This window comes from Blastococcus deserti (assembly GCF_042682525.1).
GTDB classification, from domain to species: Bacteria; Actinomycetota; Actinomycetes; order Mycobacteriales; family Geodermatophilaceae; genus Blastococcus_B; species Blastococcus_B deserti.
Window position 1 is genome coordinate 216294 of sequence record NZ_JBHUHP010000030.1, and the last position, 14749, is coordinate 231042.

The 14749-nt window shown below is 74.6% G+C and carries 9 protein-coding genes; 6 read left to right on the forward strand and 3 right to left on the reverse strand.

The genetic code is table 11. The features are described from left to right. Positions 1-126: 126 nt before the first annotated feature. Complete coding sequence (locus ACFSHS_RS20955; RefSeq protein WP_376880424.1) at positions 127-6105, reverse strand: DUF4011 domain-containing protein; 5979 nt, start codon at positions 6103-6105, stop codon at positions 127-129. 391 nt (positions 6106-6496) lie between these two features. On the opposite strand from ACFSHS_RS20955, the gene ACFSHS_RS20960 reads away from it, so the two are divergent. The 3 genes from ACFSHS_RS20960 (at position 6497) to ACFSHS_RS20970 (ending at position 9235) form a co-directional block, all read left to right on the forward strand. Continuing rightward, entirely contained in the window at positions 6497-7738 is a 1242-nt protein-coding gene (locus ACFSHS_RS20960; protein WP_376880427.1) for a 3'-5' exonuclease, read from the forward strand. Between the two features lie 36 nt (positions 7739-7774). Further along, positions 7775-8563: an enoyl-CoA hydratase/isomerase family protein gene (locus ACFSHS_RS20965; protein WP_376880430.1), complete on the forward strand. Its 789-nt coding sequence runs from the start codon at positions 7775-7777 to the stop codon at positions 8561-8563. A gap of 147 nt (positions 8564-8710) precedes the next feature. Continuing rightward, complete coding sequence (locus ACFSHS_RS20970) at positions 8711-9235, forward strand: DUF4234 domain-containing protein (protein ID WP_376880432.1); 525 nt, start codon at positions 8711-8713, stop codon at positions 9233-9235. Positions 9236-9367: 132 nt separating this feature from the next. Here the strand turns inward: ACFSHS_RS20970 and ACFSHS_RS20975 are convergent, their stop codons facing one another. Continuing rightward, a complete protein-coding gene (locus tag ACFSHS_RS20975) occupies positions 9368-10624 on the reverse strand; it encodes a hypothetical protein (RefSeq protein WP_376880434.1) in 1257 nt (418 codons plus the stop codon). Positions 10625-10682: 58 nt separating this feature from the next. On the opposite strand from ACFSHS_RS20975, the gene ACFSHS_RS20980 reads away from it, so the two are divergent. Both ACFSHS_RS20980 and ACFSHS_RS20985 read left to right on the forward strand, forming a co-directional pair. Beyond that, positions 10683-11156: an NUDIX hydrolase gene (locus ACFSHS_RS20980; RefSeq protein WP_376880436.1), complete on the forward strand. Its 474-nt coding sequence runs from the start codon at positions 10683-10685 to the stop codon at positions 11154-11156. A gap of 145 nt (positions 11157-11301) precedes the next feature. Beyond that, entirely contained in the window at positions 11302-11505 is a 204-nt protein-coding gene (locus tag ACFSHS_RS20985) for a hypothetical protein (RefSeq protein WP_376880438.1), read from the forward strand. Positions 11506-11573: 68 nt separating this feature from the next. On the opposite strand, the gene ACFSHS_RS20990 is transcribed toward ACFSHS_RS20985, so the two are convergent. Then, entirely contained in the window at positions 11574-13790 is a 2217-nt protein-coding gene (locus ACFSHS_RS20990; protein WP_376880441.1) for an MMPL family transporter, read from the reverse strand. Positions 13791-13893: 103 nt separating this feature from the next. On the opposite strand from ACFSHS_RS20990, the gene ACFSHS_RS20995 reads away from it, so the two are divergent. Then, complete coding sequence (locus tag ACFSHS_RS20995; protein WP_376880443.1) at positions 13894-14652, forward strand: TetR/AcrR family transcriptional regulator; 759 nt, start codon at positions 13894-13896, stop codon at positions 14650-14652. Positions 14653-14749: the final 97 nt, after the last annotated feature.

Below are 14749 nucleotides of genomic sequence, written 5' to 3' on the forward strand. Positions count from 1 at the left end.
CGCCAGGACCGGGCGCACCGGTTCACGGGTCGCCGCATGGACCGCGAACGCGTCGGCGAGATGCCGACGGGTCCAGCCGGACGCCGGGACTCCGCCGACCGACGTCCGGCCGGGGCCGTCGCCGACTCAGACGGTCAGCATCCCGTTGGGCTGCTCGACCAGGCGGCCCCGGTGCAGCGCCAGCTCGAGCGCGGCCTCGAGCTGGGGGGTGATGGCCGGTGTCCGCCGCTTGTAGCCGAAGACCGCCGCCGTCTGGGTGAGCAGCTCGTCGGCCATCATCCCGGCGCCGGCCCGGCACAGCGCCGCCATGGCGTTGCCGATCTCCTCCGGAGCGACGTGGTCGATCGGCCGGTCCGTGCTCGACGTCTGCCGGCGGAACCCGGTGTAGCTCTCGGGGGTGACGCCCTCGGGCCACAGGTGGTCACCGGACACCACCGACGGCGGCAGCAGCGACAGCAGCGCCTTCTTGCGGCTCTCCGACGCCCGGTTCAGCCCGAAGGCGTTCACGGTGAGCTTGGCCAGCCGGTCGACGTGGATCGGCCCCTCGGCCTTGATCCCCGCGGTCAGCACCCGGCGCACCGACCGGGCCGCCTTCGACGCCGGCAGCTCGTCGAGCACCGTCTTGTCCCCGGCGGGCTTGGGCAGCCACGGCACGAACGGGATCTCGCCGTCCATCGCGGCCGGGCCGGCCGGCTTCCTCGGGGCGGCCGGCTTCCGCGCCGGGGTGGTCACCGCCGGGACGGCGACCGACGCGGTCACCGCCGAGCGCAGCGCCGCCACACCCTTGAAGGACTCGCCCTTGAAGGACTCGCCCTTGAACGACTCGCCCTTGAACGACTCGACCGCCGCCGTCGGCAGCGGGATCGGCTCCACCGGCGCGGCGCTGGGCACGGCGTCGACCGCGGCTACCAGCTCGTCGAGCACGGCGGTCCGGTCGGCCAGCCACGAGGGGAGCCACACCCGCTCGACGACCGGCCAGCGCAGCAGGTCGCCGAGCAGCTCGCGCGGCAGGCCGTCGCGGTCGCCGACGGTGCCCCGGCGCGCCCACGCGGGCCCGTCCAGCAGCACCGCCATCACCGGCGACTCCGGGTCCTCGGGCCGGGCGACGGCCAGGTCCACCTTGAAGTCGGAGAGGCCGACGTCGCTGCGGACCACGAGCCCGCGCTCGCGCAGGGCCACCGCGATCTCCTCGCGGTGGCGGTCCACCACCGCCGACGAGCGGGCGTCGCGGGGCAGCACGTCGGTGCCCTGCGCGGCCATGTCGAGGTAGGCCCGCAGGTGCTTGATGCCGACCGACGACGTCTCCTCGCCCCGTAGCTGCTCGGGGTCGAACGACGAGAACACCACGACCTGGCGGCGGGCCCGGGTCACCGCGACGTTCAGCCGCCGCTCCCCGCCGGTCCGGTTCAGCGGCCCGAAGTTCAGCGGCAGCTCGCCGGAGGCGGTGGGGGAGAACCCGGTGGAGAAGAAGACGACGTCGCGCTCGTCGCCCTGCACGTTCTCCAGGTTCTTCACGAACAGGCCCTCGCCGTCGGTGCGGTCGAGCGCCTGGGCCAGCCGGTCGTCGTCGGCGTCGCGGAGCAGCGTCTCGATGTAGGCCCGCTGCTGGGCGTTGAAGGTGACGACGCCGATCGACGGGACGGCGTCGGCGCCCGCCCACGTCGGCACCGCGTCGAACCGCCGGCGGATCTCCGCGACGATCGCCTTGGCCTCGATCGGGTTGGTGCGCAGCAGCCGGCCGGCACCCGAGCGGTGGAAGGTCCCGGGCACCCGCACCAGCGAGACGCCGCGCCCGTCGGGCTCCGCCGAGGGCCGCCCGTGCGTGGGCGCCGGGAACGACGACAGCCGGTTGCCGTAGTACTGGGCGTTGGAGAAGGCGATCAGCGACTCGTCCTGGCTGCGGTAGTGCCACGACAGCCACTGCCGCGGCACCCGCGCCTGCACGCACTCGGAGAGGATCGACTCCTCGTCCTCCACCGCGGTCTCGGCCAGGTCACCGGCCTCGTCGGACACCGACGACGGCTCGGCGAACGAGGTCGGCGGCATCTGCCTGCTGTCGCCCACCACGACGGCGGCCTTGGCCCGGCCCAGCGCACCCACGGCGTCGGCCACCCGGATCTGCGACGCCTCGTCGAAGACCACCAGGTCGAACAGCCCGGAGACGGCGGGGAAGAAGCGCGCCACCGAGTCCGGCGAGACGAGCACGCACGGCATCACCTGGGTGATCAGCTCGCCGTACTGGGCCAGCAGCTGCCGGACGCCGAGCCCGCGGCGCTGCTTGGCGAGCTCGCGCTGCAGCGCGCCCACCTGCCCCGACCCCGACGCCGCGTCGAAGGGCCGCGCCGCCAGCACCCGCGCCGGCAGCGCCGAGGTCAGGTGGGCGCGGACCGCGCGGGAGGCGGTGATGAACCGCCGGATCGACTTCTCGTGGGCCCGCGCGTCGAACACGTCGAGGCCGGTGGCGTCCAGCCGCTCGGCCACCGACGCGGCCGCCACCCCGCGGTCGAACGCGCGGACGGCGTCGTCGGCGCGGACGGCGCCGGTGACCAGCAGCGTGCGCGCGTCGAAGAGGCCGGCGTGCCGCAGCGGTTCCAGCGTGTCGAGGAAGGAGACCCAGCGGCGCAGCGACATCAGGTTGTCCACACCGCGCTCGGGGCGGGTCATCGACCAGCGGAGCACGAGGCCGTCGTCCCCGGCCCAGTCGGCCAGCCGGTCCGAGCTCGCCCGGCACTCGCCGACCAGGGCGGTGACGGCGTCCCGCAGCCGGGCCACCGCCTCGACCGCGGCGGTGCCCGCGGGGAGCCCCGCGACGATCAGCTTGCGCAGCTGGACGTGGAAGGGGGAGGCGCCGTCGACCGCGGCCCCCGCCCCGCGCAGCCACTGCACCTGCGCGGCCAGCAGGTCGCCGTCGAGGAAGGGGTTCCAGCCCTCGGGGACCGACAGCCCGGGGATGGAGCCGGCGCGGCCGGCGATCGCCTGCACCGCGGTCTGCACCCGCCAGAGGTTCTCGACGACGGCGGGCACGTCCTTCGGCTTCACCTTCGCCTCGGGGCGCAGGTAGGGCGCGAGCCGGTCGCGGACGGCGACGAGCTTGCGCCGCCGGCCCCACCACGACGAGGCCGCGGCGGTCTGCGCGGCGACGTAGATCTCGGCCAGCGGCAGCTGCAGCGCCTCGGGGGTGCAGACGTCGAGGCCGGGGTGGCGGAAGGCGGTGAAGGCGGCGACCTCACCGAGGACCGCCGACGTCGCCGCCGTCCAGAAGTCGGTGAACGTCTCGTCGATGACGTCGAGCCCGATCCCGGGGCCGCCGAGGACGTGCACCAGCGCGTCGAGCTCGTCGGCGGTGCGCGCCCGGCGCAGCACGCCGGACAGCTCCGGGACGGCCGACACCTCGCGCACCGCGGCGTCCACCGCGGCGGCGGCGGCCAGGGTGGCGGGCAGGTCGATCGCCGGGCTGTCGACGAAGGCCCAGGGGTGCCGGGGCGAGGGCCGGGTCAGGTCGGCGATGTCGGGCAGCAGCGCGAGGGCCGCGCGCACCGACCGGAGCACCTCCGCCGAGGCGTTGGCCACGAAGGGCAGCGGCACGGGCAGCGGCTCGACGTCGGTGCCGGCGGCGAGCTCCGACGTCCGGGCCGAGTACAGCGACAGCCCCGCGGCGTTGTCGTCGTGCAGCCGGTCGGCGTAGCGGGCCAGCGTCCGCCGGGCCGACCGCAGCGTCTCGCCGTCGGTCGCCAGGCCCTGCTCGTCGACGGCGACCGCGTGCTCCAGCGCCAGCCGGATCTGCGCCCGCACCATCGACGCGCGCGAGCCCTTGTCGTGCAGGTCGAGGGCGAACATGCCCATGCCGACCGAGTCCAGCCGCCTGGCCACGACGTCCAGCGCCGCGCGCTTCTCGGCGACGAACAGCACCCGCTTGCCCTCGGCCACCGCGCGGGTGAGCAGGTTGGTGATCGTCTGCGACTTGCCGGTGCCGGGCGGGCCCTCCAGCACGAAGGTGCGGCCGGCGGCGGCCTCGGCGATCGCGCGCAGCTGCGAGGCGTCGGCGGAGGCCGGCAGCTCGGCGGCCAGCTCGTCGAGGTCGACGTAGCCGCCCAGGTCGCGCGCCGGGTCCTCGAAGGCCTCGGTCGGCTCGTGCACCAGGTGGTGCACCAGCGGGTTGTCGGTGAAGTCGGCCCAGTGCTCGTCGAGGTCCTTCCACAGACGGAACTTCGCGAACTGCAGGATCGCGAGGTCGGCGGTCGGCTCGACGCGGTAGGGCAGGCCGTGGCCGACCAGCGCCGTGCGCACCGCCTCGAAGGCGGCGTCGAGGTCGAGCGTGCCGTCGACGGCCTCGGTGAGCGTCGGGACGGTCAGCCCGTGCAGCTGGCGCAGCTTCTCCAGGAGGCAGTAGTTCGGCGTGCTGGAGCCCGACTCGTCCAGCGCCAGCCGGTAGGAGCCGGTGCGGCCCACGGGCGTGAGGACGACGGGGATGAGCACCAGCGGGCTGCGCAGCGGCCGCCCGTCGAGCTCCCACACCAGGGAGCCCAGCGCCAGGTACAGGTTGTTGGCGCCGGTCTCCTCCAGCACCGTCTTCGCCTTGTAGGCGAGGTTGCGCAGCCTCGGCAGGTAACCGCCGGTGGTGACGTCGGCGTGCACCTCCCGCCGTTCGACCAGCAGCTCCGTCAGCTGCTCCTGCGGCAGCTCGCGGGCGCTGGTCAGGCCCCGCTCCTTCTGCACCTCGGCCAGCTGGTCGGCCGGCAGCAGGGTCACCGGTGCCCCGTCGTGGACGACGTTCTCGAGGATGCCCAGCGCCGGGCCCGGCACGGTGAGCGCCAGCCCGGACCGCTCGGTGTAGTTGATCAGCCGGTTGCGCAGGCTGAGGTCGAGCAGCGCGTTCTTCCACTGCTGCACCCGCGGCGGCGCCTCGGGCCGGCTGCTCGGCACCGGGACCGGGGGCAGCGGGGGCGCCTGCGCGCTGTGCAGCGCCGGCCGGTACTCGACGACCTGGAGGACGCCGTCCTCGTCGCGGGCCCGGGCCGGCAGGGGGAAGATGCCGTCCTTGCGGGCCCGGTGGACGTCGGTGACGCCGAGGATGTGGTCCAGCCCGCCGGTCAGCCACGCGGTGTGGACGGGTGTGTGCAGGTCCGCGCCGGGCTCGCCCATGCTCGTGAGCAGCGTGGTCTCGACCAGGCGGATGAGCCCGAGGTCGACAAGGTTGACCAGGGCGGCGGCGTCGGTGGTCGCGGCGCTCTCCGCGCTGCGCTCCTCCCGCCAGTAGCCGAGGAACGCGTGTGATCCCCCCACCCTCCCGCCGACTGACTCCCCGTCCCCGCCCCCGGCGAGCCAGAGCAGCGGCCGGATGCCGGCCTGCTCCAGGGCGGCGGCCATGAGGACGACCGTGTCCAGCGGGGTGCCCACCCGCCAGGTGAGGACGTCGCCGGGCGAGCGGACCTGCTGGCCGAGGTCGGACCAGCTGACCGGCGGCTCGCTGTAGCGGATGCCGCGGCGCTGCAGGACGGCGGCGATCGCCGTGACGATCTCGTCGACCCGCTCCGGGCCCTCGGCGTAGCCCTGGATCGTGCCGCGGCCGGTCCTCTGCGCCAGCACGTCGGCCGCCTCGCCGACCACCGCGGGAACCGCCGGGTGGTTGGGCATCACGTGGGCGGCGAGCATCTCCAGCGCCAGCGGCAGGGGAGTGGCCAGCCACTGCTGGGCGGCCAGCACCTGCACGACACGGCTGGTCTCGCCGAGCACCACCGTCCCGCCGTCCGGGCCGTCGGCCAGCACCTCGACCTCGACCACGCCGGGCCGCTGCTCCTCGACGTGCAGCATCGCGCCGGGGTCCATGACCAGGCCCAGGTCGGTCAGCACCGTCGTCCGGCCCTCGTCGAGGTCCGCGAGCAGCTCGACGGTCTGCGCGATCGGGCCCTCGGCGTCGCGGATGCCCAGCCGCACCCGCGCGGCACGCACCGGGCCGCCCGGGTTGGTGATCGCCAGACGGGAGACGACCGGGACGCGGTTGTGGGCCAGCGCGTAGCTCAGCACGGGCGTGGACGTGACGTCGATGGAGACCGCCGCCCGCGGGACGACGACGTCGTCCACCTGGATGTCGGCAGTGCTCTCCATGCCACCTGTCTACCGGGTGCGAGTGAACGGTCACTCCATGGTCCCTGACGCGAGAGGCGCGTGTGACGCATGCGGCGGTTCGTTGCCCCGGATCACAGATCCGGCGGCCGCGGCCGGTGCGGTGCGGCGCGACGTCTGCCGATCGCGCGGACCCGCGCAACCGGTGTACGCCATCTCGTGTGCCTGGACCGTGCCGAGGGCCGCGGCTGGAGCGCCGGCGCCTCCTGACCCGCGACGCCCGCGACGGATGTGACTCCTGCGGCGCGTCGCGGCGGCGCCGGTGCCCGACGGTGCCGGTCGGGCCGGATGCTGCCGATGGCCCCTCTGCGAGTCGCCGGCCGGGTTCCATCCCCGGCCCGCGGAGGGTGCGCGTCACGTGGACGGAGGGTGGATGTTCGGGGTCCCGATCGAGGTCCTGGTCGGTGTGCTGGTGGCCACCGGACTGGGCCTGCTGGCCGCCCTCTTCCTCGCCGAGCGGTCGTCGAGCCGGCGGGCGGCGAGGAAGCGGGCGGCGAGGAAGCGGCAGGCCGCGGGCGCGTCCCGGACCCCCGCCGTTCCCGCCCGTCGCACGCCGGTTCCGGTCGCCGAGCCCGACGGGCCCCTGGCCTTCGCCGAGCCGGGACTGCGCGGCGGGCTGTTCCAGTACGGCGGCGACGCCTCCGGCCTCCCCGTCGAGGCGCCCTACGCCGTGCTCGCCATCGAGACGACCGGGCTCTCCCCGGCCAAGGGCGACCGGATCGTCGAGATCGCGGTCGTCCGCGTCGACGCCCGCGGCCGCGTCGAGGACGAGTACGCCACGCTGATCGATCCCGGCCGCGACGTCGGTCCGCTGTTCGTGCACGGCATCGCCAACAGCGACGTCCTCGACGCCCCGACGTTCGAGGAGGTCGCCGGCGAGGTGCTGGCGCGCATGGAGGGCGCCGTCGTCGTCGCGCACAACGCGGCCTTCGTGGAGCGGTTCCTCGCCGCCGAGCTGGCCCGGATGGACGTCGCCCTCCCGCTCAACCCCGCGCTGTGCGCGCTCTGGCTGGCCCGCCGGACCATGCGGACCCCCGACTCCCGGCTGCCCACCCTGGCGCGCGCTGCCGGCGTCCCGGCCGACGACGCGCACACCGCACGGGCCGACGCCCGGACCGTCGCCGCCCTGCTGCCCCGGCTGCTGGGCGGAATGGGCACTCCGCCCCGCTACCTCACTGGCCTGCGCGCTCTGCCGGAGCTCCACCGGGGCGCGGCACCCCGGATCCGGGCCGGGGAGCCGCGCACGGGCGGCGACGGCTGGCTGGCCTCGATGGTGGCCCGGCTGCCGCGGTCGGTCGTGGAGGCGCCGCAGGCCGACGCGCAGCGCTACCTGGACGCCCTCGTCCTGGCCCTCGCCGAGGGCCGCATCGTCGGCGGCGAGGCGCAGCACCTGCTCCGGCTGGGCGGATCGGCCGGCCTGGGGGCCGAGCAGGTGCTGGCGCTGCACCGGCGCTGCCTGGACCACCTGCGGGCGACCGCGCTCGAGGGCGTCATCCTCACCACGGCCGAGCTGCGGCAGCTGAAGACGGTCGCCAGCGGTCTCGGCCTGGCCGACTTCTTCGACGACCTGCGCCCCACCTCGCCCCAGGACCTGCTGGCCGCACGCCTGCGGTGACTTGCCGACGGCGCCCGCAGCCGTGAGGTTGCAGGTATGAGCGAGCCGATCCGCCACGAGTCCGGACTGGTCGTCGAGCGGCGCGGGCACGTCCGCGTGCTCACCCTCGACCGCCCCGAGCGCCGCAACGCGCTCTCCTCGGCCCTGCAGGCCGACCTCATCGAGGAGCTGCTCTCCAGCGCGGAGGACGGCGACGTGCGGGCGATCGTGCTGACCGGCAACGGCCCCGCGTTCTGCGCCGGATTCGACCTCAAGGAGATCCGCGAGCGCGATCAGCGCGGCGAGCGCTTCCGCCCGCCGATGAACCGGCCCACCCGCTCGCTGTTCGAGGTCGTGACCGAGACGCCGGTGCCGGTCGTCGCGGCGCTGCAGGGTGCGGCCGTCGCCGGCGGCTTCGAGCTCGCCCTGGCCTGCGACCTGCGCGTCGCCGCGCCCGGCATCAGGCTCGGGTTGCCGGAGGCGACCATCGGCATGGGCGCCAACTTCGGCTCCGTCGTCCTGCCCAAGCGCATCCCCATGGGCATCGCGATGGAGATGCTCCTGACCGGCGAGTACGTGACCAGCGAGGACGCCGAACGGTGGGGGCTGGTCAACCGGATCGTCGACGACGTCCTGCCCGCGGCGCTGGGGCTGGCCGAGCGGATCGCCGCCAACGCACCGATCAGCGTCCGCCGGATGAAGGAGACCGCCGTCAAGGGCCTGGAGCTCCCGCTCTGGCAGGCGCTGCGGCTCGACGTCGGCCCCAACCCCTACCTCAGCGAGGACCGCAGGGAGGGCATCGCCGCCTACCTGGAGAAGCGCCCGCCGCGGTGGACCGGCCGCTGAGCAGCGCGGACGGGACGGATGGGGCGCCGGTGAGGCGAGGGACGACCCGTGACGCGACTGCACCTCCGCGTCCGGACGACGGCGTAGCGGGTCCCCTACGTTCCGCTCACTCCCCGGACCGGCCGGGCCAGGAACGAGAGAGCGGGCATGACCACCACAGGCAACTACTCGGCGCCGCAGCAGGACCCGACCCGGGGCCAGCCCTACGGCCCGCCCTACGGCCAGGTCCAGCCGCCGTACGGCGTTCCGCAGCCCCAGGGCTTCCAGCCCATGCCCGGCGCCCCGGCGTACGCGCAGCACGCCCGGCCCACCGGCCCGATCGGGAAGGTCCGCGGCACCGGCGTGGCCATCCTGCTGTGCGTCGTGACCTTCGGCATCTACTCGCTGTACTACTACTTCGCCAACCACGAGGAGATGAAGCGGCACAGCGGCGAGGGCATCGGCGGCGTCCTCGGACTGGTCCTCGCGCTGTTCGTGGGCGTCGCGTCGCCGTTCCTGCTCAGCCACGAGGTCGGCGGGCTCTACGAGCGCCGGGGACAGGCCAGGCCGGTCAGCGGCCTCACCGGCCTCTGGGTGATCCCGGGCTTCCTGCTCCTCGTCGGCCCGATCGTCTGGTTCGTGAAGACCAACGGCGCCCTCAACGCCTACTGGCGCAGCCTCGGCGCCCGCTGAGCTCCGCCGGGCCGGGCCGCCGCGACCGGTCGCCCGGCCCGCCCACGGGGCGGCAACTCACGGGGCGGCAACTCACGGGGCGGCAACTCACGGGGCGGCAACTCACGGGGCGGCAACTCACGGGGCGGCAACTCATGGGGCGAGGAACCACAGCAGCTGGGTGTCCTCCCGCGGGGTGTCGCACTCGCCGATCATCAGCGCGCCGCCGGGCGCGGGATAGAGGTCGCGCACGTCCAGCCGCGGCGCACAGCCGACCGGCAGCGGCCCCCGCGTCTGGCCGGTGGTGAGGTCGACGGCGAGCGCGCCCGTCGGCGCCGGCAGCACCGCCCACACCTGCGCCGGCTCCACCGCCAGGGCGTAGCCGTAGACGCGGTCCTCCAGCTGGGCCAGCAGCGGGCCCGCGCCCCCGCCGTCCTGCACGCCGAGGATCCACGCGCCGTCGCGCACCGCCACCACGAGGAACACCGTCCCGTCGGGGGCACCGGCGACCGACTGGGTCTCCGCGCCCTCCGCCAGGTCGGTCACCCGCACCGGCTCGCCCACCGGCGCCAGGTCGGCGTCGAAGGTGAGGACGGTCGGGATGCGGTCCTCGGCGACGTCGGTCGGGGAGGCGTCGAAGACCAGCGTCGCGCCGCCGTCGGGCCGGGCGACCAGCCCCGCCAGCTGCCCGCCGACGGGGTACCGCGACGCGGCCGCGACGTCCTCGCCGACGTCCCGGACCTCGAGCACCTGCCCGGTCGCCGCGTCGACCGAGGCCAGCACGTCGCTGGTCCCGTCGTCGCGCTCGACGGAGAAGAACAGGTACAGCGTCGACGCGCCGACCAGCAGCGCCGCCCGGCCGTCCGCCGCCCGGTCGCCGTCGCCGGCGGGTGCCACGACCGTCGTCCGGACCGCGCCGGTCGCCGGGTCCACCACGCGCACGCCGTAGCCCTCGTCGCCGAGCCGCCCCGCGACCGCCACCGAGCCGCCGGCCAGCAGGTGCATGCCCCAGACGTCGTCGACGCGGGGGAGGGGCACGGTGCCCGCGACGGCGTTCCCCGCCACGCTCACCAGGGACTGCGGCGCGGCGCGGTCGGCCGGGCTCAGCAACGCGTACGCCCCGCCGTCGGGTGTCGCGACGGCGGACACCAGCCGCGCGAAGACGCCCGGTGTGGCCGGCGTCAGGTCGACGGCCGCGCGGACCCGGGTGAGCGGACCCACGCTCGCCGGCGCACCGGCCGGCGGGCCGCCGTAGGGAGGGAGGTCGGTAGAGGCGGTGGTCGGCAGCGCCGGCCGCGGCGCGGCCGAGGTCGCCGACGGCTCGGGCGGCCCGCCGTCCGCGGGGCAGCCGCTGACCGCCAGCAGGAGGCAGGCCGCCAGGGGGACGGCTGCCAGCCGCCGACCGGTCATGCGGACAGGTGTACCCCGCGGCGCGCGCACCGTCGGCGGCAGCCCGCACGATGGAGCGATGCCGAGGACGAGCGCGGGTCTCCTGCTGTACCGGCTGCGGCCCGGGGGCCCGGAGGTGCTGCTCGGTCACATGGGCGGGCCGTTCTGGGCGAGGAGGGACGACGGCGGCTGGTCGATCCCCAAGGGCGAGCACGGCCCGGACGAGGACCCGCTCTCCGTCGCGCGGCGCGAGTTCGAGGAGGAGCTGGGCTCGCCCCCTCCCGCCGGGCAACCCGCCCCGCTGGGGGAGCTGCGGGTGACCAGCGGCAAGGTGCTGGCGGTGTGGGCGGCCGAAGGGGATCTGGACGCCACGGCTGCGCGCAGCAACACCTTCGCGCTCGAGTGGCCGCCGCGCTCGGGCCGGCTGCAGGAGTTCCCCGAGATCGACCGGGCCGCCTGGTTCGGCCTGGAGGAGGCGCGGTCGAAGCTGGTCGCCGGCCAGGTGCCGTTCCTCGACCGCCTGCGCGACCAGCTCGCCCGCCGCCGGGGATGACCGCCGGACGCGACGCCGCGCAGGTTTGGTGACAGTCCGGTCACAGGTCGTCCCAACCGCGTGGAACCGGCGGGTCCACCGGCTCCCGGGCTGGGAAGGTCCGCTCGACGCGCCCACGGGGGACGTCCGAGTTCGAGGAGGCGCCATGACGTGCCAGCACTGCGACGCCGTCGAGCAGCGCGGCCGGTACTGCGTCGGCTGCGGGAAGCTCCTGCCGCCGTCCCCGCTGCCGGCCCGCCGGGTCCGCCTGGCCCCGCAGCACCTCCAGGACGACGACACCCAGCCGGTCCTCCGGTTCCGGGTGCACCCCCGGCGGTCGGCCGAGAACGGGTCCCCCGCGACGGTCTGACCGCTTCCGGTACCGGAAGCGGAGGCACCCCGCGCAGCTCTCGGTACCGAGAGCTGCGCGGGGTGGTGTCAGCGGGTGCCGGCGAGGGCCGGTTCGCGGCGCTCGGTCCCCGGCTCACCGTCGTCGGACTCACGGATGCCGTAGCGGGCGTAGAGCCGGCCGAGCGGCCCCGGTGCCCACCAGTTGGCCCGGCCCAGCAGCCGCATGGTGGCGGGCACCAGCAGGATCCGGACGACGGTGGCGTCCACGACGATCGCGATGAGCATCGCGACGCCGATCATCTTGATGAAGGTGATCCCCGACAGCGAGAACGCGCCGATCACGACGAGCAGCAGCAGGGCCGCGCTGGTGATGATGCCGCCGGTCCGCTGCAGGCCCGTGGCGACGGCGGTCGTGTTGTCGCCGGTGAGGTCGTACTGCTCCCGGATCCGCGACATGAGGAACACCTCGTAGTCCATCGAGAGCCCGAAGACGATCGCCAGCACCAGGATCGGCTGGGTGGCCTCGATGAAACCGGTCGGTGTGAAGTCGAGGAAGCCGGAGAGGTTGCCCTCCTGGAAGATCCACACGAGCGCGCCGAACGAGGCCCCGAGCGACAGCACGTTCATGACCACGGCCTTGATTGGCAGCACGAGCGAGCCGAATGCCAGGAACAGCAGCACGAACGTCGTCGCCACCACGAACACGGCCATCCAGGGCAGCAGCGCGGCGAGGCTGTCGAGCAGGTCCTTCAGCTCCGCGCTCTGCCCGCCGACCAGCGCCTGCCCGCCGTCCGGGGCGGGGACGGCGCGGACGTCGTCGACCAGTTCGCGGGCGTCGGCCGACAGCGGGTCGCCGGCGTAGGCGATGTCGACGTGTGCGGTGTTCCCGGCCGCGTCGACGACCGTCGCCCCCTCCACGCCGGGCACCGCGGCCACCGCGTCGACGTAGTCCTGCAGCGCCGCACCGCCGGCGGGCGAGTCCACCGCGCCGGGCAGCGTCACGACGGCGTCGATGGGGCCGTCCTCGCTGGTGGGGAACTCGGCCCTGATCGTCTCCGCGACCACCCGGCTCTCGGTCCCCTCGGGCAGGGCCCGCTCGTCGATCCCGCCGAACTGCACCCGCAGGAACGGCAGCGCCAGGACGACGAGGACGGCGGTGACGACGACGGTGTAGATCACCGGTCGCCGCATGACGCTGTGCGCGATCCGGGCCCAGGCGCCCTGCTCGTCGGTGGTCGCACGCGGCGCGCGGCCGAAGACCCGGCGCAGCCACGGCCGCACCGACAGCGCGTCCACCCTCGGTCCGAGCATCGCCAGCAGCGCCGGCAGCAACGTGAGGGCGGCGAGCATCGCGATCAGCACCGCGCTCATCCCGCCGAAGCCCATGGAGCGGAGGAACACCTGCGGGAAGATCAGCAGCCCGGCCAGCGAGATCGCCACGGTCATGCCGGAGACGGCGACCGTGCGCCCGGCGGTGGCCATCGTGCGGGCCAGCGCCGTCTCTGTGTCGGGCTGCCGACGGATCTCCTCGCGGAACCGGCTGACCACGAACAGGCCGTAGTCGATGGCCAGGCCCAGGCCGACGATGGTGACGATGTTGACGGCGAAGATCGACACGTCGGTGACCATCGAGAACCCGCGCAGCGCCGTGAAGGCACCCAGGATCGCGGTGACGCCGATGGCCAGCGGCAGAGCGGCCGCCGCGAGGCTGCCGAAGATGACGACGAGCAGCACCGCGAGGATCGGCATGGAGATGGTCTCGGCACGGGCGATGTCGGCGCTGACCCGCTCGTCGATGTCGCGGTTGATCGTCGTCCCGCCGCCGATCTGCGTCTCCAGGCCCTGCTCGTCCAGGTGCTGGGCGGTGAGCTCGTCCTCGATCCGCTCCAGCCCCTCGGTGCGCTGGTCGGGGTCGCCGGCCAGGGTGAGGACGGCGTAGGTCGAGCGGCGGTCCTCGCTCACCAGCTGCGGGGCGCCGGTGCCGAAGAAGGTCACCGCCTCCTCGACCACCTCGTCGGGCAGCGCGGCGAGGCTCTGCTCCACCGCGGACGCGTACGCCGGGTCGTCGACGGTGAGCTCGTCGCTGGAGTACAGGACGACGACGTCGCCGCCACCGCGGCCCAGCTCCCGCTCGGCCACCTGGAAGGCCCGCGTGCTCTCGCTGCCCGGGTCGTCGAACCCGCCACTGGTCATCGCGCCGAAGACCCCGGTGCCCCAGATCCCGGCGAAGGCCAGGAAGGCGACGGTCAGCGCCACCACCCAGCGGCGACGGCGGTACATCACTCGGCCGAGGGCCTCGAACATGGCGTCTCCAGTGCTAGCGTCGTCGCAGACGTAAACGGTGTTAGCTAACGGCGGTCACTTTGCTTACACCGTTCACCGTTGTCAAGGGGAATGCCAGGGAGCCATGAGCGAACTGCCAGCCGGACCGCTGAGCCGCCGCGACCGCGCGCGTGCCGACACCGTGCGTGAGATCAAGGCGACGGCTCGCCGGGTGCTGGTCGAGCAGGGCGTCGACGGCCTGGCGCTGCGGGCGGTCGCCCGTGAGATGGGGATGACCGCGCCGGGTCTCTACCGCTACTTCGCCAGCCGCGAGGACCTCGTCGAGCACGTCGTCGCCGACCTCTACGACGAGCTCACCGACACGCTGGAGGAGGTGCGCGACGCCGCCGATCCCGCCACCCCCGGTTTCCAGCTGCTCAGCGTGTCCCGCGCCTTCCGCCGCTGGGCGACCACCCATCACGCCGAGTTCGGGCTGCTGTTCGGCAGCGCGGGGGAGCGGGTGCTCGATCCCGCGTCCATGCACGGGGACGGCGAGCGCCCCCAGCAGGTGGCCAGCCGGCGCTTCGGCGGCGTCTTCGCGGCGCTCGTCGCGCGGATCTACCTCGAGCAGGGCTTCCCGGTCCCGGCCGACGACGAGCTGGACCCCCAGCTGCAGGTCCAGCTGCGCAACTGGTGCACGAAGCTGCCGGTCGCCCTGCCGCTGGGCGTGATGTCGGTGTTCCTCTCCTGCTGGATCCGGCTGTACGGCATGGTCTGCATGGAGGTCTTCGGCCACCTGCGCTTCGCGCTGGATGACGCCGAGCCCATGTTCGAGGCGGAGCTGCGGGCGCTCGGCGAGGTCCTGGGCGTCGCCGACGAGTACCGGCCGCCCCAGGGGGGCTGATCCCCGGGTGGCCGGCGGCTGCACTGCCCGACCGCGGGGTTGTGCACCCCTGGGGTCTCGCTGCTGTCGTGGGCCAGCCCGCGGCCGGGTGCGCGCG